This is a genomic window from Pseudomonas sp. Pseusp49 (assembly GCF_059491875.1).
Window position 1 is genome coordinate 3,784,274 of sequence record NZ_CP168514.1, and the last position, 21,907, is coordinate 3,806,180.

Here is a 21,907-nt window from a genome sequence, read left to right on the forward strand (position 1 = left end):
ATGGTTGATTCATTCACTCTGGCGAAGATCCAGGGTCAGGTTATCGATGAGCCGCGTTCTCCCGAGGCGCGCCGCCACCAGAATTACAAAATGGGTATCGATGCCCGTCACCGACTGCAGGGTCTGTGCATTCCTGACTTCGAAGTATTCCAGTTGGAATCCAGCGTCGCTGATCCGTTGATGACACTCGATCAACTGGCGCTCATTCACGCGCCGCTCATTGCGTATCGACGCCGCCATCTGCTGGAGGCACGCATACAGCACCGGGGCCGCTGCCCGTTCGTGATCGGTCAGGTAGCCGTTACGCGACGATAGGGCCAAGCCGTCCGCAGCCCGGATCGTCGGTGCAGCGACGATGTCGACCGTCATGTTGAGATCCCGAACCATCGCTCGAATGACCGCCAGTTGCTGATAATCCTTTTGCCCGAACACCGCCACGTGCGGCTGCACAATGTTCAGCAACTTGATAACGACGGTTGCCATACCGTCAAAGTGACCGGGCCGCGCCGCACCGCAAAGACCTTCAGAGACCTTCGGCACACTAACGAGCGTCTGACTGTGCATGCCTTCCGGATAAACCTGCTCCACCGTAGGCGCAAACAGCACATCGCAGCCTGCGCCGACCAGTTTTTCCCGATCCGCTTCTGGCGTTCGAGGGTAACTGGCGAGGTCCTCGTTGGCGCCAAACTGCAAAGGATTGACGAAGATACTGGCGACCACATAGTCAGCCCGCTGCTTCGCCCAGTGGACCAGGGCAATATGCCCTTCATGCAAATTGCCCATGGTCGCCACCAGGGCAACCTTTTTGTTCTCACTGCGCGCACGGCTTACCAACGCGCGCAATGCATTCACCGTATCGACTGTCTGCACCGTTTATGCCTCTTTGGCCAACTGCGCATCCAGGGCAGCCAGCAGCCGTGGGTCGTCGGCCGCAACGTCTGGCGCGAAACGCGCGACAACCTGGCCTTGACGATCGATCAGAAACTTTTCGAAGTTCCACAGCACGTCCGTTGTGTTAGCAGACTCGATGCCATAGCCCTTCAACCGCTCACGAAACGGACCGTCACCGATGGCCTCAGGCTGCGAGGTCGTCAGTTCGCGGTACAGCGCGTGCTGATCGGCGCCCGCCACCGAAATCTTTGAGAACAATGGAAAGTGAACGTCGTAGGTCGTCGAACAGAACTCAACGATTTCTGCGTCGCTCCCCGGTTCCTGCTCCCTGAAGTTATTCGCCGGAAACCCCAGCACTTCGAGGCCTTGGGACTTTTTGCCTTGGTACAGTTTTTCCAGCACTTCGTATTGTGGGGTCAGGCCGCACTTGGAAGCGACGTTGACCACCAGAAGGACTTTGCCCCGGTAGTCGCCTAGGCTGCCGGCACTGCCATCGATCTGCTTCAAGGGAATGTCGTAAAGGGCGTTACTCATCTGGCTGCCTCACACGGTGGTCAATCAAAGGGTACGGCCGATGATTTCTTTCATGATTTCCGAGGTGCCGCCATAGATGCGGGCAACTCGGGCATCGACCCAGGCGCGGCTGATCTTGTATTCGCTCATGAACCCATAGCCGCCATGCAATTGCAGGAACTCGTCGAGTAACTTGCCCTGCATTTCCGAACCCAGCAGTTTGGCCATCGCAGCGATTTCCGGGGTCAGCTCGCCGCGCATCACTTTGGCCAGGCAGTCGTCGACAAACACCCGCAACATGGTGGCCTGGGCCTTGGCTTCCGCCAATTTGAAGCGGGTGTTCTGGAAGTCGAGCACCGGTTTGCCGAAGACCTTGCGTTCACGGGTGTAGCCGATGGTTTCTTCCAGCAGTGTGTCGATCGATTGCGCGGCGCGAATGGCGATGATCAAGCGTTCCCAGGCCAGTTGATGGGTCAGGTACTTGAACCCCATCCCCTCCTCGCCCAACCGATTGCCAACCGGCACCCTGACTTCATCGAAAAACAGTTCAGCGGTGTCCTGACCTTTCAGGCCGATCTTTTCCAGCAGGCGCCCCTTGGCGAAACCGGAACGAGATTCTTCGACGCAGATCAAGGTCAACTCTTTGGCCGCAGGGTCGATCTTGGTCGCAGTGACCACCAGGCCGGCGTTGCCGCCGTTGGTGATAAAGGTCTTCTGGCCGTTGACGATGTAATCATCACCGTCGCGCCGCGCCGAGGTACGCATGGAGCGCAGATCACTGCCGATGCCCGGTTCACTCATGGCGATCACACCGATCAATTCACCACTGACCATGCGCGGCAACCATTGCTGCTTCTGCTCTTCGCTGCCATAGGCAACGATGTAAGGCGTGACGATTTCCGAATGAGTGGTGAACCCCACGGCAGTGGCATTGGCGCGAGCCAGCTCCTCGATCATCACTGCCGAGTGGCCGAAGTCACCGCCCGGTCCGCCGTATTCTTCCGGCACGGTCGAGCACAACAAGCCATTCTCACCGGCCTTCAGCCAGACCTCCTTGGGCACGATGCCGTTTTTTTCCCACTCATGCAGGTAGGGCACGATTTCGCGGTCGACGAAACGGCGGGCCTGATCACGGAACATGTTGTGGTCTTCTCGAAATACGCCGCGCATCTTGCTTACTCCAGATCGATTCTTGTTGTTGGCAATGGGGAATCAGCGGTCCTGGTAAATCGGATCGCGCTTGTCGACAAATGCAGACACCGCCTCTTGATGGTCTTCGGTGTGATGGGCCAGTGCCTGGTACGCAGCAGACAACTCAAGCAATGAGTCCAGGCGCATGTGCTGCCCCTCACGCAACAGCCGCTTGGTCAGGCGTAATGCGTGCCCCGGATTGCTGGCAATTCTGCGCGCCAGCGCTTGCGCCTCCGACTGCAGCGTTTCGTGGGTGCACACCTGCTCCACCAGGCCCCACTCAAGCGCTTTGGCTGCGTCGATTGCATCGCCGGTAAACGCCATCAGACTGGCCCTCGGAATGCCGATGATGCGGGGCAACAACCAGGCACCGCCGTCACCCGGAACGATGCCCAGGCGTACAAAACTTTCCGCAAAAATTGCCTTGGGCGCCGCCAGACGTATGTCGCACATGCACGCCAGATCCAGACCGGCGCCAATCGCCGGCCCGTTTACCGCGGCGATCACCGGAATATCCAACTCATAGATCGCCAGCGGAATCCGCTGAATGCCATCTCGATAGGTATTGCGTAGTTCATAGGGCGAGCCGGCAAAGATACCGTCACGCTCATGCATATCCTTGACGTTGCCACCGGCACAGAACGCACTGCCATTGCCGGTCAGCACCAAGACCCGCACAGTACGGTCGCGGCGCAGTTCAGCGCAGAGGTCGACGAATTCCTGGATCTGCTCGGGCGTGGTCAGGGCATTGCGCGTGTCCGGGTGGTTCATGCGCACCGTAACGATGCCGCCCTCGCGTTCAATCTGAAGAAACGGGCTCATGCCGGATTACTCGCAAAAGTGGTTAAAGGTTGCGTTCCATGCTGGGTCAGCAATGGCCAGTACTGCTCGCTGCCACCCTGACAGATCATGGTGCCAAGACGCTGGCTCCACAGGCTGGCCGAGCCGAACTCGCTGCGCCACGCCCACAACCGGCGGGTGAGCAAATGCAGCGGGTATTCCTCGGTAAAACCGATGGCGCCATGCACCGAATGGGCAATGCCGGCACCCACGCTGGCGGCTTCTGAGGTGCTGATTTTTGCCGCGGCAATGGTCAGCGCTGCCAGGCCGTCGCGGGACTCCGCAAAGGCTGCCTCAGCAGCAATACCAGCGGCGGCAGCCTGCTCGGCAAAGACCGCCAGTTGCTGCTGAATGGCCTGAAACGAGCCGATCGCTTTACCGAACTGCTTGCGCTCACCGGCATAGTTGGCCGTCATGTCCAATAGCGCATGCAATGCCCCGGCGGACTGCGCCGCGCGCAACATGGCGCCGCCCAGCTCCAGAACATTGGCGTCGAACCCGTTAGGCAGCAGCGCTTGTGCCAGTACCTGGGCACTGGTGAAACCCAGGTCATCACGGGGTTCGCCAGCCACATTGAGACTCAAGGTCAGTTCACTGGCCGTGCTGCGCGCCAGCAATACAATGCTCGGGACACCGGAAGCCGAACGGGCGATAGCGACCAATGCGTCGACATTGCGTCCCCATGGCACAGCGTACGCCGAGCCGTACACACGCTCGCCATCAAGCAGCAGATCGGCACGGGCCGCCACGCTCAACGCCCCTTCCCGCCCCTCCAGCCCCGCCTTGCTCAACAGCCAGTTGGCCAGCAGCGCTTCGCCCACTGGAGCCGGTACTGAGTAACGTCCTGCAGCGCGGACCAGGACATACATGTCGGCCCAGCTAGCCTCGGCGCCTCCGAGTGCCTCGCAGACACCGGCCAGGGTGAAACCCGACTCGTCCAGCGCAGCCCATAAATCGGCCGGCCATTCACCGCCCTCACAGCCCATCACATAAGCCGGCGTCGCCAGATCGGCAAACAGGCGTTCTATCGTCGTTTCAAATATCTCGCGCATTATCGCAACCCCATACCGCGGGCAATGATGCCGCGCAGAATTTCGCGGGTTCCCCCGCGCAGTGAGAATGAGGGCGCCATTTGCGTCAGGTAGGCCAGCACGCGAGCATGCTCGCTGCCTCCGTCCTGCCGTGGCTCGGTTTCCAGCAGCAACTGGGCAACTTCGGGAATCTCCTGCTCAAAGGCATTGCCGAGATCCTTGACGCAGGAAGCCGCCCAGGCCGGATGTTCACCCGCCGCCAATTGCGCAGTGACAGACAACGACATGTTGCGCAGCGTTAGCAATTTGGCCGAAAGGCGTCCAATTTCCCGCGCCTGTAGCGCATCAGGAGATTTACCCACCGCGTCAATCAGGGTTTTGAGCAATGCCATGCAACTGAGGAATCGCTCAGGCCCGCTGCGCTCGAACGCCAGCTCGGCGGTGACCTGATCCCAGCCTTTGCCTTCGGTACCGATCAAGGCATCGGCGGGCAGTCGTACATTGTCGAAAAACACTTCGTTGAAGTGCTCGCCACCAGCCAGGTCGCGTATGGGGCGAATGGTGATGCCAGGCAAGCTCAGATCGACGATGAATTGCGACATTCCGTCATGCCGGGCCTCCGGTTTTTCACCGGTACGCACCAGGGCAATCATGTAGTTCGAATGGTGTGCGTTGGTGGTCCAGACCTTCTGGCCATTGAGCAGCCAGCTGTCACCGTCACACACGGCATTGCTTTTGATCGAGGCCAGGTCGGAGCCCGAGTTAGGCTCGCTCATGCCGATGCAGAAAAAACTTTCACCGCGGCAAATAGCCGGCAAGTACTGCTGCTTTTGTGCTTCGGTCCCGAAGCGATTGATCAATGGCCCGCTTTGGCGGTCGGCAATCCAGTGGGCCGATACCGGTGCACCGGCAGCCAGCAATTCCTCAATAATCACATAGCGCGCAAAGGGGCCCGCCTCCGAACCGCCGTAGGCTTTGGGCAGTGCCATGCCAACCCAACCCCGGGCACCGAGTTTCCCGCTGAATTCGGCGTCGAATCCCATCCAGGACTGTGCGCTCAAGCTGGGCGGGTAATCGGCCAGATTGGTCTGGATAAACTCCCGAACTTGTGCGCGAAGCGCTTGTGCCTCGGCAGGAATATTGCTGTAGGTAAATTGACTGATGGCCATATGCGCTCTCTAACGCTGAACACAGGCGCAATCGCTTCGAATGAAGCGACCACAGAACGGCAACCGCCCCCCGCAGTCGCCGTGGACCGACGACTGCAGAGAACAGCGGCAACTTACAACGCGGTTTGCGCGTCAGCCTGGGCGAACATCGCGTTGATGTCGCCGGAGGTCACCGGTTTATTGTCGTGACGACCGTGGTCGGCGCCGCCCAGGCCCAGGGCCGGTTCGATGCTGACGTGTGTCGCCTGAGCGCGCAGCGCACCGACGGTGCAATTTTCCCGACCGTGGATGGAGAACGGATCAAAGGAAAACTCGCGCATCGCGTTCAAGTGCGTGACCTTGTCGATCATCTCTTTGGGCAGGTGCTTCAAGCCTTCCCACGCGGTTTCCGGCGAGTTCGGCCAAGTGCAGTCGGAGTGCGGGTAATCGCTTTCCCAGGTCACCATCTCGGCGTTCAGGTAGTCGAGGTTTTTCAGCCCGAAATTGTCTTCGATGAAGCAGGTGATGAAGTGCTTGTTGAAGATGTCGCTGGGCATCTTCCCGCCGAAGTTGGAGTTGGTCCACGCATTGTGGTGGCGGTGGGTGAAATCAGCACGCTCCAGCAGATAAGGTATCCAGCCGATGCCGCCCTCGGACAGCGCCATGCGCAGGTCCGGGAACTTCTTCCACATCGGTGCCCAGATCCAGTCGGCCGCGGAGTTGGCGATGGAAATCGGCATGGAAGTAATCCAGGCGTCGATAGGCGACATATCGGAAGCGTGGTTGGCTTTGACACCGGTACCGATATGGCAGCAGATCACGACCTTGTTATCGCTGCAGACTTTCCACAACGGGTCCCAGTAATCACTGTGGATCGACGGGTAACCGTGAATGGCCGGGTTGTCCGACAGCGACAATGCGTGCACGCCCTGCTTGGCCAGACGCTCGACTTCGGCTGCCGCGGCTTTCATGTCCCACCACGGCACGATCATCAGCGGAATGAAGCGACCTGGCGCCGCATTGCACCAATCGTGCAAATGCCAGTCGTTGTAGGCCTGGATCGCGGCCATCGACACGTCGCGGTCGGCATGCACCTGGAAACGTTGCCCGGCGAAGCCAGGAAAGGTTGGAAAGCACAATGAACCGAGCACGCCGTTGGCGTTCATGTCGTCGACGCGGTCCTTGATGTTCCAGGTGCCACGACGCATCTGGTCGTAGCCCAACGGCTCCATGCCGTATTCCTCTTTCGGTCGACCCACCACGGAGTTGAGGCCCATGTAGCCAGTGGCTTGCTCTTCGAACACCCACACATCGCGGTCACCTTTCTTGACCACGTGCGGCTCACGCCCCTTGAAGCGTGCAGGCATGTGACGAGCAAAGGCATTTGGCGGCTCGATCGCGTGGTCATCGACACTGACGAGAATCAGATCTTCAACTTTCATTGTTTTCCCCTTCGCATTCGGGCTTGTTGTTGTGCCTGAATCATAGAGCACATCTTTACTTTATTAAACACATTTTTTGTTTGTGTTCATATTAATTCAGGCCTAGGGAAAAAGCGCGAGCGATAACGCACTAGCCCGCGACAGGTACCAGACCTGTCGCGGGCTAATCAGAGGCTTCAGAGGGGAGTTACGAGGTTGTTCAGTCCCACAACACGTGCAGGTAGTGCGGGCCACGCAGCTGAGCGCCAACGATCTGCGGCCCCGGCTTGCTTGGGTCGAGTCGAATATTGGGCATCAAGTCGAGGATCGCATTCAGCGCGCAATTGATCTCGGTCTTGGCGACGAACTGACCGATGCACATATGAGGACCAAAGCCGAAGCCAAACGACGGTTTTGGCTTGCGGTCGATGTCGAATTTGTCGGCGTTTTCGAACGCCTCTTCATCGCGGTTGGCGGACGTCACGATGCATTGCACCATCGCCCCTTTCGGAATCGGTACACCACGAATCTCCAGGTCTTTGGCCGCCTGGCGCACCTTGAAGGTCGCCACCGGCTCAAAGCGCACCGCCTCATCAATCGCCTTGTTCACCAGGCTGCGATCGTTGCGCACCCGCTCCAGCACATCGGGGTTCTGCAGCAGTAACGACATCAAGGTGCCAAACGTACGAGTCGTGGTTTCACTGGCAGCCGGCAACAGCGAACGCACAAAGGTGGCGATTTCATGATCGTCCAGCGAGCGCCCCTGGTACTCGACGCGGATCAACCGGCTGATCAAGTCATCCCCTGAGGCACCTGCGGCCCGGCGCTCGGTCACCACGTCCTTGACCACATCGTACAGCGCCTGAGCAGCCTGCATGGCGGCGCCACGAGCAGCGGCGGCTTTTTCCGGATCGACTTGCGGCCCCGCCAGGATCGCCAGTGCCCACGCCGCGTACTGCTCGATCTGTTCAGGGCGGTCTTCAGGGAACCCTATCAGCGAATAGATCACCCGGATAGGGAAATACAGGGCGAAGTCCATCAGGTCGGCGCCCTTGGCCGGCACCATCGGCTGGATGTATTCCTCGCGAATCACCCGGTCGATCCGGGTTTCTTTCCAGCGATTGACCGTTTCCGGCATAAACACCGGTTGCAACAGGCTGCGGATGTTCTTGTGGGCGTCACCGTCCATGGCCGTAAGAATCAAGCCATCGAAAAACGCCCCCAACCCCTCGGCGATAAAACCGCTGGTGAAGGTGCTCGCATCACGCATCACTGCCATGACATCGTCGTACTTGAACAACGTGAACGTCGGTCGATTGGCATCCAGCCCGGCAATCGAAGGCACACCCAGGCGAGTCATGAAATTGTCTTCAAGTACGGGAGAGTTGGCGCGCATTTCGCGGTAGGTCGCGTGCAGGTCGATGTCACTGGTGCCGCGATAATTGCTGGCTACGTCGGTAAAAACCTTGGCCAGGTCGCTCTGTTCCGCTGTTGACATGATCGTCTCCGCCTTTATTGTCATTATTTTTGGTGTGAGCCTGACGAAAGGCTCGGATGATTGCCTGATAATAGGCCTTGCCTGAACAATACTTGACACTTATTTAAAATCAGATCAACTGTCATTGCCACAGGCTAGGTTCAATAAGCTTGCTGCACCAGTGTCATGCGACCACCCGCCAGCATCAGCGCGCAGTACAGCCCCAGTTCCACCACTTGTTCAGTGGAGAAAAAACCCGCGAGCCGGGAGAAATACGCGTCGTCGATGGCCAGGTAATCGCTCGCAAATGCTTCTGCATAGTGCAACGCTGCCCGTTCGGCCGGCGTGAAGAGCTCGCTGTCCGTCGCCATGCAGGCGATGTCCTGCTCAGTAACGGTGTCGGATTTTCGCGCCAGTTGGCAGGCCTGGCAGGTGGTGATGCTGGCGATCTTCAGCCGCACCAACTCGCGCAAACGCTCATCGAGCAAACTGTCGGTATGCAGGCTTTCCATCAAGCCGAGCCAGGCCAGTGCCACTTGCGGACGATGTGCCCAGACCTGCACTGGCGTGGTGGAACTGAGCATGCGGTTGCGCTGGCCACGCTCGACGGCGTCTTGCAACGCAGCCGGCATGGTTTCCAGTGGTATCAGCGGTAAGCGCGCCATCTCAATCGAGCCGCTCAATGATCGTGGCCGTGCCCATCCCGCCGGCGCAGCAAATGGCTTGCAAGCCATAACGCCCGCCGCGGCGCTCGAGCTCATTGAGCAAGGTCGTCATCAGCCGTGCACCGCTCGCCCCCAATGGATGGCCAAGCGCGATGGCGCCACCATTGACGTTCAACTTGCTGTGCGGCACGCCAGTTTCCGCCATCCAGGCCAACGGCACCGAAGCGAAGGCTTCGTTGACTTCGAACAGGTCGATGTCACCGATACTCAGCCCGGCCTTGGCCAAGACCTTGCGGGTCGCTTCAATGGGCCCGGTAAGCATCAGTGTCGGATCGGAGCCAACGGTGGTGAAGGCAACGACGCGCGCCCTCGCCCGCAACCCTAGGTTTTTCGCGGTTTCGCCACTCATCAATAGCAATGCCGCTGCCCCGTCAGAGATCTGCGACGAGTTGCCAGCCGTGATGCGCCCGGTATCCGGGCGAAAGCTGGTTTTCAGTGTCGAGAGCTTGTCCCGCGAGGTATCACGGCGAATGGTTTCATCGCGAAGCAGCGTGCTTGCAGGTTCCGTCAACTCCAGTTCTCGCAGTCGCTCGACCGCCACTGGAACGATTTCATTCTCAAAATAACCTGCATCGCAAGCGGCAGCAGCGCGCTGGTGACTGGCAAACGCGAAGTCATCCAGGGCCTCGCGACTGAGTCCCCACTTATCGGCGATCCGCTCGGCGGCCTCACCTTGACTGGTCAACTCGTAGCGTTGCGCGGCCATCCAGCCAAACGCTTGCCCATGGATTTCACGGTTGCTACCCATGGGTACACGGCTCATGTTTTCAGCACCGCCCGCCACCACGATGTCGGCGGCACCCGCGGCAATTGCACCGGCGGCCAGGTGGACCGCGACTTCACCCGAACCGCATTTACGGTCGATGGTCAGCCCGGCAACGGTGACCGGCCAGCCGGCCCCCAACAACGCCGTACGGGCGATGTTGGCGGATTGTTCACCGATTTGCGTTACGCAGCCAAAGATCACGTCGTCCACAGAGGCCGGCGATACGTCGACGCGCTCCAGCAAACGACTGATCACCAGTGACCCGAGATGGTCCGCACGCACGCCGGCAAGGCTGCCGCGAAACTTGCCTACCGGCGTGCGTACCGCATCAACTATGACGATGTCTTTCTTATCGTTTTTCATAGTGCACTGGCCTTGAGCCCCGAGCCCGGCACTTGCTTGCCTTCTTCATAGCGGTAAACGCCATGTCCGGATTTGCGCCCCAACCGGCCGGCCGCAACCATCTTGATGATCAGCGGGCAAGGTCGAAACTTTTCACCGAGGGTCTGGTGCAGGTAGCGCAGCACCGACAGCCGAGTGTCCCAACCGGTCAGGTCACCCAGTTCCAACGGTCCCATCGGGTGGTTGAAGCCAAGGCGCAGCGCGGTGTCGATGTCTTCAGCTGTCGCGGTGCCTTCCTGCAGCATCCACATCGCCTCGTTACCCAACAACGCCGACATACGGCTGGTGGTCAGTCCCGGCGATTCATTGACGACGATCGAGGTCTTGCCGATTTGCTCGCAGAGGGTGCGGGTACGCGCGACCACTTCATCACTGGTCGCGAGGCCGCGCACAAGCTCCACCAACTTCATCTTGTGCACTGGATTGAAGAAGTGCATGCCGACTACACGATCGGCACAGTCCACCGACGCCGCAATCTCGGTGACACTGAGGGCAGAGGTGTTGGTGGCGATGATGGCGTCTTCTGCCAGCAGCGGTGCCGCCTGGCCAATGACCGCCTTCTTGATTGCCAACTGCTCCGAAACCGTCTCGATCAGCACGTTGGCGCCGATGGCGGCTTCACTCAAGTCGCCACAGGTCAGCAGATTCGCCAGGGATTGCTGTGCTTGCTGCTCGCTGACCTTGCCCAGGCGCACGCCATCGGCAAGGATTTTCTCGATACTCGCCCGGGCCTGCGCCAGTGCCGCAGTGTTGGTGTCCACCAGCAACGTAATAAACCCGGAGCTGGCGAACGCATGTGCAATGCCGGTACCCATCAGGCCGGCACCGACGACGACTACTTTTTCTTGATTAGCGCTCATGTTCGGCTCTCTTTTAGGCTCGGTTCTTTTTGCTGACCACATTGCGCAACGTGCCAATACCCTCAACGCTGGCTTCGACGACATCGCCCTCCTTGAGGAACAGACCGGTACCCATTCCCACGCCCGCCGGAGACCCGGTAAACAACACATCGCCCGCGGCGAAACTCGAACGCTGCTGCACGAAGCTGATCAACTGCCCCACATCCCAGGTCATTTCGCCGGTGGAGCCGTCCTGGCGCACTTCGCCATTCACTTTCAAGGTCAGTCGCAACCGTGGTGAACCTTGCGGGAACTCGTCCTTGGTGACGATCCAGGGGCCAAGGCCTGTGGTCTGGTCCTGGCTTTTCGCCGCGAACAAGTCCATGCCGATACCCGCAGGCCCACTGCGTTGCAGATCTCGTGCACTGACGTCGTTGCCGACGGTGTAGCCGAGTACGCAAGCCAACGGGTTTTCCAGATCGATCTCGGGAGTGCCGATGACGACGACCAGTTCCACTTCGTGATCCAGTTCCTCCGTCAACGGCGGGAAACGAATCGGGTCATTCGCACCAATCAATGCCCCATAGGCCTTGAGAAAAGCGACGGGCTGCGCCGGCGCACTCAAACCGAATTCCACCAGGTGCTTGGCGTAATTGGCACCCGCCACGACCACTCGATTGACGGGTTCAATCGGTGGCAGCAGGCGTACTTTTGATAACGGCAAGGAAGAACCCGAGAGCCGCACCGAGCTGATGCCGCGACCGGCCGCCACCGCTGGCGCCCAGTCGTTGAACTCACCGGAAATTGGCGTTACCTGGTCTTGGGCGACATCGACAACAGCCCAAAAAATGCCCGTGCCCAAGTATTCACATCGCGCCAGTTTCATCAGGCACCTACCTTGCCCAACTTGGTCGGGTCCAGGTGCAGCAAACGGCAGGCGTTTTCATAACGGATCTTGCGCATATCGGCATCGGACAACTGCAGGCCATGCGTCAGGTCGTGGCGTACCGCATCGCTGCCACCAAAGTTACTGCCGTACAGCACATGGTCAGCACCGATGATGTCGATCAACGCCTGGCGCATCGGTACTTCATGCAGCTCCACGTCGAAGTAGAAGTTCTTCATGTATTCGAGCAGTGGTTTCTTGTTGTATTTGACGTCGAGGTTTTCGTTGGTCTTGGCCAAGCGACCAAGCTGGTACGGCACATAACCACCACCGTGGGTGATGTAGACCTTGAGGTCCGGGAAGCGATCGAGCACACCGCCGCAGATCAGGTTCCAGAAGCAACGGGTTTCGTCGTACTGCATGCCGACGATCGCGGTGGTTTCGTAACGGTCGTCGTTGGCGTTCTTGCCCCAGGTAACCGACTGGTTGTAGCCGTGCACGAAAATCGGCAAATCCAGGTCGCAGAGGGTGCGCCATACCACATCGAGTTCCGGCGAATCGAATTCCAGGCCACCGAAGTTGGCGCCCCCCGCGACCAGACCTTTGGCACCCAGCTCTGTGCAGGCGTAGCGAATTTCAGCGGCGGCCGCTTCCGGGACATTGAGCGGCGCATGGGCCCAGAACATCAGGCGGTCTGGCGCTGCGGAGCAGTATTCAGCCAGGGTTCTGTTGACCGTACGGGCGAACGGCACGGCGAATTCGGCTTCGGTCCAATACATGTAGCAGTGCGAAGGAACAGACACGACCTGCAGGTTTTGACCGGCGGCATTCATGCCGGCCAGGCGCACTTTCGGGTCAGCCCAGCGAGCAAAATATTCTTCCAGCTTGGGGCCGTTACCGGAGCGGACGGCGGCCTTACGTTCTGGCGATCCCAGACCCAGAATCCAATCACCTACACGCAGCTTGATGTCACCGTCAGCGTGTTGCTCGAAAAACGGCCCCCAATGAGGGTGTTGGTTGTAGTAGCCCGGATGGGGAGCGTGAGCATGGAGATCGATAAGCATGTCTAGGTACCTCGAAGTTGGCACTTTTTGTTGGTTTGTTAGCGCGGTCCTTCCCGTGACCAGACGCAAGCTGTCGCGCAAAGGGAAGCCGAAAGGCTCGCTGCTAAGACCAGAGATTAAATTCAAATTGAGCAGAAATCAAAATTCTGTTCAATTTATTTTTAATCGTCGCGCAAAAGCCTACGCCAGAGCCTTCGAGCCAAGTCGAAAACACCCTGTACGACGGCAAAAACAGCCTGCTGCGGGGGATGGGTTGCACAACGAGGGGGAAAACATAGACGCCGCCAGAAACGAAAAACCCCCGAGAATCGGGGGTTTTCTTGCAGCGCGAGGGGGACTTTTGAAGGTCAGCGTCGAGTGCGTGACGTTGAACCCATGATCAGCGCACCGAGGAGCTTTTTCACCCGCACCGGGAACAAGCGACGACCCGCCGCCTCCGGCACCAGGATTTCACTCAACACGTAACGAATGATCATTTCGCAGATCAGCTCCCGATCAAGGCGTACGCCGAGGCGATCGTCCCAATCGTCGAAAACGATCCCCAGGCCGTCCTGAAAACGCACGATAGAATCGTGGAAGATCCGCCGGAAAAAACCCAGCGCATAGTCAGGGGCGACGACCAGCAAGCGTCGCGCACGACTTTGCTCGAGATAGTTGTCGAGGTAGGCAAACAGCGCATTGAGGCGCGCTTCCGGGTCACTGATATGGCCCAGCTCCTGCGACAGGGAGCTGTGGAAACTTTCGCGTTTATGCCGCGAAAAGGTGTCCAGAAGGTCTTCTTGCGAAGCGAAGTAGCGGTAAAACGTGCCGCGCGAAACGCCAGCGACCTGGCACACATCCAGGATCGAAATGCGGTCTGCACCCGACATCAATACCACCTCTTCGGTGGCCTTCAGGATATTGGCGATGGTTTCTTCGGAACGTCGGTTGGGTTTGACCTTGGCGCCTGCGACTGCTTTGGGGCCGGTGCGTCGTTCCACTGACTTACCCGCTTCTGCACCCGCGTCCGGCACCACGTTTTTTTTCGTTTTAGGGGCTGGCATTGGCGCTTCAGCTTTCTGGGATGCGGCTTTTGGCATGGGTTAATGGGCTCATTGAGAGTAAAGATAAGCAACACTAGCACAGGATCTGTGCATAAATAACGTTATATGTTCAACTTATCCCTAAAGACATTTGCAAAATTTCTATTTAGAATCCAATTCTCTCTTCAAAATAAAATCAGGCGCACCAACAGCTGTTGGTCCCTAAAACGGAGAATATTCATGGGCAGCAGCGGCAATCCAGAGACCTGGGCAGTGGGAGAACGAGACACTGTCATCGAAGCGCTAGATCGTGCGGTAGCAAGGCATCCAGACAAAATATTGCTAGATTTCAGTGGCGAGTTATACACATACGCTCAGGTTGACTCACTCTCGACCAAAATGGCCAACGCCCTTGCCACCCTCGGCGTCAAGGCCGGTGAAACCGTGCTGACCATGCTCGATAACAATATCGATGCCGTCACCACCTGGCTGGCGATCAACAAGCTCTGCGCAGTGAGCGTGCCGATCAATACCGCCCTGAAAGGTGAGTTCCTGCGTCACCAGATCGCCGACACCGGTACTTCGGTGGTGATCTGCGAGTCGGCTTACCTGCCACGCGTGAGCTCGTTGGCTGAGCAGTTACAGGATGTGCACCATATTCTTTATCGCGGCACACCTGAAACCTTGGCCGATTGCCGGATTCGCGTGGCGCCACTGGATGAATTCCGGGGTCATGACACCACGCCACTCCCCAATAAACCGCAGCCTTCGGATCTCGCCTGCCTGATTTACACCTCAGGCACCACAGGCCCTTCCAAGGGCTGCATGATCAGCTACAACTTCATGTGCAACCTTGCGCGCCTGCAGCTGCGTGCCGGCCCGGCCAGCGCCGATGACGTCACCATCACGCCATTACCGTTGTTCCACATGAACGCGCTTTGCGTATCCATCATAGCCAGCATTCTGGTGGGTGCCCGGGCCGCTATTCTTCCGCGCTTTTCTGTTTCCAACTTCTGGCAGGAAGTGGAGCGTTCGGGCGCCACCATCGCATCGATTCTGGGCGGCATGGGTGGCCTGCTCGCCCAGGCTCCGGATAACGAAGCCATGTTGCGTTGTGTCGGGCAGATCCATACCGCGCGCGGTAACCCCTACACTGAAGAAACCAAAAAAATCTGGCGTGAGCGTTTCGGCACTAAGCTGGTGGGCGGCAACGGCTATGGGCTGACCGAGGCCTGCGTTATTACCTCGCTGGCCGCCGGTGAATACGCGGCACCGGGTTCCTCGGGCAAACGCATCGCGGACTTTGATGTACGCATTGTCGACGACCTCGATCAAGAAGTAGCACCCAACAGTGCCGGCGAAATCGTGGTACGCCCGCTGCGCCCGGACATCATGTTCCAAGGCTATTGGCGCCGGCCGGAAGACACCCAGAAACTGATGCGCAACATGTGGTTCCACACCGGCGACATCGGCAAGTTCGACGACGACGGGTTCTTCTATTTCGTCGATCGCAAGAAGGACTACCTGCGCCGCCGCGGTGAAAACATCTCCAGCTTTGAAATGGAAGCCGCGTTCGCTGTTCACCCGGCGCTGGCCGAAGTGGCGGTGCATGCCGTGCCATCGGACAAAGGCGAGGACGATGTGAAGGTCACGGCGGTACTGCATGAGGGCGCGACACTTGCGCCAGAGGAACTGTTCCAATGGGCCACCGATTCGGTCCCGTACTATGCCCTGCCCCGCTACATCGAGTTTCGCAGCAGTTTGCCGAAAAACCCGCAGGGTCGGGTGTTGAAATACCTGCTGCGCGATGAAGGTAAAACCCAGACCACCTGGGATCTGGAAACCACCTCTATCGTGGTCTCCAAAAAGTAATCGCCCCTCCAACGAAACAAGCCCGCTTAAAGCGGGCTTTCTTGTTTCCAAGGTCTGACTGACCTGCCTTTTTGTAGGAGCGAGCCTGCTCGCGATGAACTCAAGGACAACGCGTTCAACCAGAGCCTACGCGTTATCGTTGACGCCCATCGCGAGCAGGCTCGCTCCTACATTGAACGGGGCGAATCAATACTCGCGAACGGGAACGCCTTTCGGACGGGAGTTGTAACCAGGCAGGTGCAGGCCCCCGTCAACGTGGATCGTCTCGCCCGTGATGAAACGCGACATCTCGGACGCCAGGAACACCACCACCGGCCCGATATCCGCTTCGGGTTCGCCGCAGCGACCCAACGGGCGCATCGAAGCGGACATTTCCGCAAAACCCGGGTTTTCTGCAGCAAGCTTGTGGAAGGTCGCACCCATTGCGGTCGGCGCAATGGCATTGGTGCGAATGTTGAAGCGTCCCCACTCGGAGGCAGCGCTACGAGTCAGCCCGACAATCGCCGATTTCGCCGTGTTGTAGTCGCCATGCAGCCAGGCGCCGATCTCGATATCGATGGAGTAGAAGTTGATGATCTTGCCACCGCCACGCGCTTTCATATGCGGCAGTGCAGCTTTCATCGCCCACCAGGCAGCCCACACGGTGGAGCCCAAGGTTTGCTCCAGCATAGCATCGGTTTTTTCTTCCAGTAGCACATTGGGCGTCGGGGCGAAGGCGTTGTTGACCAGGATGTCCAGGCCACCAAATTGATCCACGGCCAATTGCACCGCCGCTTCGATGTCCGCCTTGTTGCACACGTCGGTCTTGATGAATACAGCCTTGCCACCCAGGGCTTTCAATTCAGCGACAACGGCTTCTCCGCTGACCACGTCCAGTTCGGCAACCACCACGGCTGCGCCTTCCTTGGCAAAGTTCAACGCAATGCCGCGTCCAATGCCGCCTCCGGCGCCAGTGATCAACGCAACCTGTTCGTTTAACAGTGCCATAGCCACCCCTTTTTCTTGTTTTTTAGTGAACATTATTGGATATAGTGTTCAAATATACCCGATTCTTACCGCCTGAACAGCACTGAAACAAGGATATTGAGGATGAGTGTATTTCGCCGCCGCGTGGAGATTATGGCCACCCGTGCCAGTGATGCAGGTGAAGTCCGCGCGGCCCTGGAAGATGACTTTCACCACTTCCGTGTATGGGTTCGCCATCGCGCAGGCGTGGTGAGTGCCATCGGCGGTGAAGCGCTGCGTCATCCCTACTCCCTGTGTCCGCAAGCCTGTGATCAATTACAGCAGTTGCTGGGCATGAAGCTGAACCGTGTTGCCCATTCAGTCACCCGGCAAACCGATGCCAGTCATCAATGCACGCACTTGCTCGACCTCGCGGGCCTCGCCATCGCCGCTGCAGCGCGAGACACCCGCCAGCGTCGCTACGACATTGAAGTGGCCCAGCGCATCGACAATCACACACGTGCCATCTTGCTCCGCGATCACGACGAATTACTGAGCTGGGCGGTCAACGGCACCCGGCTCGAAGGGCCACCGCCCTACACGGGCATCAACCTTCGCGAAGGCATGGCGCGCTGGGCCTTGAGTACCCTGACTGAGGAAATGGCCGAAGCCGCGCTGTTGCTCCGCCGTTGCACGCTGATTTCGATGGGACGCGCCTACAACCTCGACGAACAGGTCCACGCGATGAGCACGGGCCTGTGCTACAGCCAACAATCGGAACGTGCCGAACAGGCACTAAGAATGAAGGGTTCGACCCTGGACTTCAGCGACAAACCGCTGCAACTGTGTGCCCAGGATCAAGAGTGGCTAAGACAGCACGATTAGTCGCGCTACCCCTTGTTCAAGAGCAGCGCGGCCAGTGCCCGCATGCACGGCGATCGGGGTTTAAACCCGAGCGCCGATGCAAACTAGAGAAAGACGGCCAGATTGGGAGTGCCCAGTACAGCCTGATCAAGGATGACCTCGCGTCGTGCCAGCTTGAACCCCGTCTCACCGAGACGCAGCACATCACGTCGCTCACCGCTGATGATATCGACATGGTGATCGTTGAAACGGCTGCGGGTCAGCAGCAGATAACTGGTCACCACAAACTCATCGCGCTTGTCGGTTTCTTCGACAAACACGTTGGTCACCAGACGCCGGGTACGCGAGGGAGGATCTTCCGCCCAGGCGCTTTTGCCGGACAGGCGCAAAATGCGCCCCATGATCGAACGGTAGTCATCATGGTAGTGCTGAACACTGCGCACAATGGTGGTTCTCAGCTCGGACGCCACGCGAGTCTGGCGTAGCGGTACGGTGTACACCAGGTCGGTGTCCAGACGTTCGGCCCACTCTTGCAGGCGAATCTGGTCGAGCAGCGTGGCTTCCTCGTAGAGAAAGGTCACCACGTCGTTGTAGATCGGCGAGCCCACCGGCACCCGTTTGGTACCTACTGGAGAACCCGGCTGGATATCCTCCACACCGCGTTGTTGAACCTGAGCCATGAGTCATTTCCTCACTTTTATTCTTGTTAATGCTGCGATTGCGGCCTGCGAGGATCGCAATCGAACCAGGGCCAACGGGCGATTATTGCTCGTTCGGTGCGGTCATCAGCTCGTGCCAGTACAACCACCAGTGCCACTGGGTATCGTCCTTGGTGAAACCTTCGTTGACGATACCGGGGCCAGGCCAGCCCTCAGGGGCGCCGGTTTCAAAGCAGGCCTGGTATTTCAGCGTGCTCTTGCGGCCCATCGCGCCTTTGGCGGCCAGGGTCATGTGCGGCCAGGTATCGGAGTCATCCTGCTCGACCATGCCGGAGGTGCCGAACAACTGGATGGTCTGCTTGAGCATCTTGTCGCGCAGTTCAGGGGACGCGTCTTTCTCGGCAAACACCCAGTTGACGAACTCCAGCTTGTCGGGACCACGCGGCACGTAGGCGTGCAGGGTCATCGAGCCGACGACGCTGCCGTCCGGCTGCGGGATGTAGACAAAGCCAAAGAGAATGTTGGGGAACATCCCGCCGACTTGTGGCGGCATGCTGGTCAGCACTTTCAACTGATCTTCAGTCAGGTTGCGCGCCAATTGCTCCACCATGTCGGCGGTCATGCCGGCCGGAGGCAATGCCTCGAGCTTCTGTTGAACTGTCAGCTCCGCCGGGTCGAGGCCGGTCAAACGCTTGATCTTGCGGGCCAGGTCAATGCAGCGCAGCGCATGGCCGTGGGGCGAGCTGATTTCGACGCCGATCATTTCCGGGCTGAGATCAGCGGTTTCGCCCTCGCCTTTCTTCGCGTAGTTGCCCACTTCGCCCAGCCAGCGGTGCAAGGTCAGGGTGTGGAAACCGTCGGCCGCCGATTGCTCGCCAGCGGTTTTCCAGTTGGCATTGACGATAAAACGTTGCGGCGGACCGAGCACTTCCATGCCCTTGTCGGAACGACAGAACAGCATGTCGTAGTACCATTTGGCATCGCCGAGAAACTCTTCAAATGACGGGCCATCAACGTTCCAGGTGGCGAATACCAGGCCGCCATACAGGGTGACGCGTGCCTTTTTCAGGCCCAGCTCCGATTTGGGCAGCATCTTGCCATGCATGCACTCGCGCTCAACCGGCGAGCCGATGAAGTCACCATTGGGACGGAAGGCCCAGCCGTGATAGATGCATTTGTGAATTTGCGTATTACCGCAATCGGCGGTGCTGATGCGCATGCCCCGGTGCGGGCAGACGTTGAGGTTTACGAATACCTCACCTTCTTTGCCGCGGGCAACAATGACCGAGTCGGACCCCATGTCACGGACCATGAAATCGCCGGAGTTCGGGATTTCCGATTCGTGCCCCAGGAGCACCCAGATCTTGCCGAAGATCTTTTCCATCTCCAGGTCGTAGATTTCGTGGTCAGACAACACACGCATCTGCACTTCCCGGCTGGAGGTATAGATGAGATCTGAAACTTTGGTTCCATCAGACAATACGGGGCTTGTTCTTGTTAGCATGATTGCCTCCTGATCAGAGCGTCACAACGGTAGTCGCGACGAAATATAAGACACTTTTCGTGTTTCTGTACATAGAATTCACCATAAGATGTAAGCAAATCCTTCCGTCATGGACTGACCCTCAGCCCTTGGCCGGCGCCGTGCCCACTTGCGTGCGCAGCACACCGATGCCATCGATCTCCAGCTCAACCACATCGCCGGGTTTCAAGTAACGCAGTTGTTCCAGCCCACAGCCGTTACCCACCGTGCCTGAGCCCAGGAATTCACCGGGGTACAAGGTTTCCGAACGGGAAACATGGGCAATGACGTCTTCAAAGCTCCAACGCATGTCACGGGTGTTACCGCGCCCCCATTCTTCTCCGTTGACCCGGGCAATCATGTTCAGGTCATAGGGGTCCCCCAGCTCATCAGCGGTGACCAGGCAAGGGCCCATGATGTTGGCGGTATCGAAATCCTTGCTCTTGGCCGGGCCGAGCATGCCGGGCATTTCCAGGGCCTGGGCGTCGCGGGCACTCATGTCGTTGAAGATGGTGTAACCGACGATATGGGCACGGGCGGCCTCGCGGCTGATGTCCTTGCCACGCTTGCCGATGTAGCAACCGAACTCCAGTTCGAAGTCCATCGCCCGACTGAAACTCGGCCACTGGAACTCATCGTCGATGCCAATCACGGCAAAGCGGTTGCCTTTGTAATAGATGGGTTGTTTGTTGAAGGTGTCGATCACCCGGTCGTCGGCGCGAGTGTTCATCGCCTTCAAGGTGGCTTCCGGGTCTTCGGTGCGCAATGCACGCGCACGGCGGGCCGCCGCGAAGCTTTGGCGCAGGTGAAGTTCGAAACAGGAACAGTCGCGCATTTGCGGCGGGGGCTGAATCGGTGCTCGCAGTTTCACACTGGAACGCTCCAGCACCGCCGCCGATGGCGCCTTGGCCACCAGCGAACGCGCCAGCTCCAACGCCGGCTCCCCCGCTTCCACCAGGGCCAGAATGCTGCTCAAAGCCACACTGTCGCGACTTTCCAGCAAGCGATAGGCATTTTGCAGGTCCAGCACTTGCTGGTCCTGATTCAACAGTGCACCCGCGCGATCAAAACCGTCGGCGTCGGTATAGGTCACCAGTCTCATACGCGGCCACTCACTGGCAGCAACGCACCGGTAACGGCTGCGGCGTCGTCCGACAACAAAAACGCAACCACGGCCGCCAGCGCCTGCGGCGTCACCCACCGGCTGCTGTCGGCATCGGGCATGTCGGCGCGGTTGGCCGGGGTGTCGATAATGCTTGGCAACACGGCGTTGACCGTGACGCCACGATCTTTCAGCTCTTCGGCCAATGCCTCGGTCAAGCGGGCAACACCGGCCTTGGAGGCCGCATAGGCGCCCATCCCCGTTGCAGCCTTGACGGAGGCCAGCGCACCGATATTGACGATGCGCCCCGCCCCGGAGGTCAGCAATTGCGGCAGCGCCGACTGCGAACTGACCACGGCGGTGCGTACGTTCATCTGATAAAGGCGGTCCCAGGTATCCAGGGTGCCACCTTCAACGGTCTCCCAGGCAAAACCGCCCGCCACATTGACCAAACCATCAATACCGCCCAATTGCGCCGCGACCTGAGCAAATGCCGCGCTGGCCGACTCGGTGGACGTCAGGTCGACACCGCCCAGACACAGCAGATTCTCCGTATCGAGCAAGGAAGCCGGGACCTCGGCGCGATCCAGCAAGGCCACCCGGGCGCCGCATGCCAGCAGGCATTTACCAAGGGTACTGCCGAGGGCACCAAAGCCACCGGTGACGACTACCCTCTTGTCCAGCAATAACTGGGACATCGTGAAATCCTCTTGTTGTTGTTTTGCGG

At 58.8% G+C, this 21,907-nt stretch carries 21 protein-coding genes; 2 read left to right on the top strand and 19 right to left on the bottom strand.

All coding sequences use genetic code 11. The features are described 5' to 3' along the window. Nucleotides 1-9: 9 nt before the first annotated feature. The 14 genes from panC to ACEN83_RS16950 form a co-directional block, all read right to left on the bottom strand. The gene (gene panC / locus ACEN83_RS16885) at nt 10-870 is read right to left on the bottom strand and encodes a pantoate--beta-alanine ligase (protein ID WP_495577799.1); all 861 of its coding nucleotides are present in this window, start codon (nt 868-870) and stop codon (nt 10-12) included. A 3-nt stretch (nt 871-873) separates the two neighbouring features. Further along, nucleotides 874-1,425, bottom strand: a complete 552-nt coding sequence (locus ACEN83_RS16890) for a glutathione peroxidase (RefSeq protein WP_495577800.1) — start codon at nt 1,423-1,425, stop codon at nt 874-876. A 24-nt stretch (nt 1,426-1,449) separates the two neighbouring features. Continuing rightward, the gene (locus tag ACEN83_RS16895) at nt 1,450-2,574 is read right to left on the bottom strand and encodes an acyl-CoA dehydrogenase family protein (protein ID WP_495577801.1); all 1,125 of its coding nucleotides are present in this window, start codon (nt 2,572-2,574) and stop codon (nt 1,450-1,452) included. 42 nt (nt 2,575-2,616) lie between these two features. Further along, on the bottom strand, nt 2,617-3,417 hold the full coding sequence (locus tag ACEN83_RS16900; protein ID WP_095967300.1) for a crotonase/enoyl-CoA hydratase family protein: 801 nt from the start codon (nt 3,415-3,417) through the stop codon (nt 2,617-2,619). After that, nucleotides 3,414-4,487 (bottom strand): acyl-CoA dehydrogenase family protein, encoded by a 1,074-nt coding sequence (locus tag ACEN83_RS16905; protein WP_204928845.1) that lies wholly within the window; start codon nt 4,485-4,487, stop codon nt 3,414-3,416. The genes ACEN83_RS16900 and ACEN83_RS16905 overlap by 4 nt, the downstream gene beginning before the upstream one ends. Next, nucleotides 4,487-5,635: an acyl-CoA dehydrogenase family protein gene (locus ACEN83_RS16910; protein ID WP_495577802.1), complete on the bottom strand. Its 1,149-nt coding sequence runs from the start codon at nt 5,633-5,635 to the stop codon at nt 4,487-4,489. The genes ACEN83_RS16905 and ACEN83_RS16910 overlap by 1 nt, the downstream gene beginning before the upstream one ends. A 113-nt stretch (nt 5,636-5,748) precedes the next feature. Continuing rightward, on the bottom strand, nt 5,749-7,056 hold the full coding sequence (locus ACEN83_RS16915) for an amidohydrolase family protein (RefSeq protein WP_495577803.1): 1,308 nt from the start codon (nt 7,054-7,056) through the stop codon (nt 5,749-5,751). 199 nt (nt 7,057-7,255) lie between these two features. Further along, nucleotides 7,256-8,533, bottom strand: coding sequence for a cytochrome P450 (locus ACEN83_RS16920; protein ID WP_095967304.1), 1,278 nt, complete (start codon nt 8,531-8,533; stop codon nt 7,256-7,258). 140 nt (nt 8,534-8,673) lie between these two features. Next, nucleotides 8,674-9,177, bottom strand: a complete 504-nt coding sequence (locus tag ACEN83_RS16925) for a carboxymuconolactone decarboxylase family protein (RefSeq protein ID WP_204928846.1) — start codon at nt 9,175-9,177, stop codon at nt 8,674-8,676. Nucleotide 9,178: 1 nt separating this feature from the next. Beyond that, a complete protein-coding gene (locus ACEN83_RS16930) occupies nt 9,179-10,366 on the bottom strand; it encodes a thiolase family protein (protein WP_095967305.1) in 1,188 nt (395 codons plus the stop codon). Continuing rightward, complete coding sequence (locus ACEN83_RS16935; RefSeq protein ID WP_095967306.1) at nt 10,363-11,265, bottom strand: 3-hydroxyacyl-CoA dehydrogenase; 903 nt, start codon at nt 11,263-11,265, stop codon at nt 10,363-10,365. Before ACEN83_RS16935 ends, ACEN83_RS16930 begins: the two co-directional genes overlap by 4 nt. Nucleotides 11,266-11,278: 13 nt before the next feature. Next, a complete protein-coding gene (locus tag ACEN83_RS16940) occupies nt 11,279-12,130 on the bottom strand; it encodes a fumarylacetoacetate hydrolase family protein (RefSeq protein WP_095967307.1) in 852 nt (283 codons plus the stop codon). After that, nucleotides 12,130-13,194: an amidohydrolase family protein gene (locus ACEN83_RS16945; protein WP_095967308.1), complete on the bottom strand. Its 1,065-nt coding sequence runs from the start codon at nt 13,192-13,194 to the stop codon at nt 12,130-12,132. Before ACEN83_RS16945 ends, ACEN83_RS16940 begins: the two co-directional genes overlap by 1 nt. Before the next feature lie 347 nt (nt 13,195-13,541). Next, entirely contained in the window at nt 13,542-14,273 is a 732-nt protein-coding gene (locus ACEN83_RS16950; RefSeq protein WP_095967309.1) for a TetR/AcrR family transcriptional regulator, read from the bottom strand. A gap of 183 nt (nt 14,274-14,456) precedes the next feature. Here ACEN83_RS16950 and ACEN83_RS16955 point away from each other — a divergent pair, with 183 nt between their 5' ends. Further along, nucleotides 14,457-16,088, top strand: coding sequence for an ATP-dependent acyl-CoA ligase (locus tag ACEN83_RS16955; RefSeq protein ID WP_095967310.1), 1,632 nt, complete (start codon nt 14,457-14,459; stop codon nt 16,086-16,088). A gap of 186 nt (nt 16,089-16,274) precedes the next feature. On the opposite strand, the gene ACEN83_RS16960 is transcribed toward ACEN83_RS16955, so the two are convergent. Beyond that, nucleotides 16,275-17,075, bottom strand: coding sequence for an SDR family NAD(P)-dependent oxidoreductase (locus tag ACEN83_RS16960; RefSeq protein WP_095967311.1), 801 nt, complete (start codon nt 17,073-17,075; stop codon nt 16,275-16,277). A 102-nt stretch (nt 17,076-17,177) separates the two neighbouring features. On the opposite strand from ACEN83_RS16960, the gene ACEN83_RS16965 reads away from it, so the two are divergent. Continuing rightward, the gene (locus tag ACEN83_RS16965; protein WP_095967312.1) at nt 17,178-17,918 is read left to right on the top strand and encodes a DUF2889 domain-containing protein; all 741 of its coding nucleotides are present in this window, start codon (nt 17,178-17,180) and stop codon (nt 17,916-17,918) included. Nucleotides 17,919-18,001: 83 nt separating this feature from the next. Here the strand turns inward: ACEN83_RS16965 and ACEN83_RS16970 are convergent, their stop codons facing one another. The 4 genes from ACEN83_RS16970 to ACEN83_RS16985 all read right to left on the bottom strand — a co-directional run bounded on the left by ACEN83_RS16970 (nt 18,002) and on the right by ACEN83_RS16985 (nt 21,878). Beyond that, the gene (locus ACEN83_RS16970; RefSeq protein ID WP_095967313.1) at nt 18,002-18,577 is read right to left on the bottom strand and encodes an aromatic-ring-hydroxylating dioxygenase subunit beta; all 576 of its coding nucleotides are present in this window, start codon (nt 18,575-18,577) and stop codon (nt 18,002-18,004) included. An 82-nt stretch (nt 18,578-18,659) separates the two neighbouring features. Further along, nucleotides 18,660-20,060 (bottom strand): Rieske 2Fe-2S domain-containing protein, encoded by a 1,401-nt coding sequence (locus ACEN83_RS16975; RefSeq protein WP_204928851.1) that lies wholly within the window; start codon nt 20,058-20,060, stop codon nt 18,660-18,662. Between the two features lie 121 nt (nt 20,061-20,181). Further along, entirely contained in the window at nt 20,182-21,180 is a 999-nt protein-coding gene (locus ACEN83_RS16980) for a fumarylacetoacetate hydrolase family protein (protein WP_495577804.1), read from the bottom strand. Beyond that, the gene (locus tag ACEN83_RS16985; protein ID WP_495577805.1) at nt 21,177-21,878 is read right to left on the bottom strand and encodes an SDR family NAD(P)-dependent oxidoreductase; all 702 of its coding nucleotides are present in this window, start codon (nt 21,876-21,878) and stop codon (nt 21,177-21,179) included. Before ACEN83_RS16985 ends, ACEN83_RS16980 begins: the two co-directional genes overlap by 4 nt. Nucleotides 21,879-21,907: the final 29 nt, after the last annotated feature.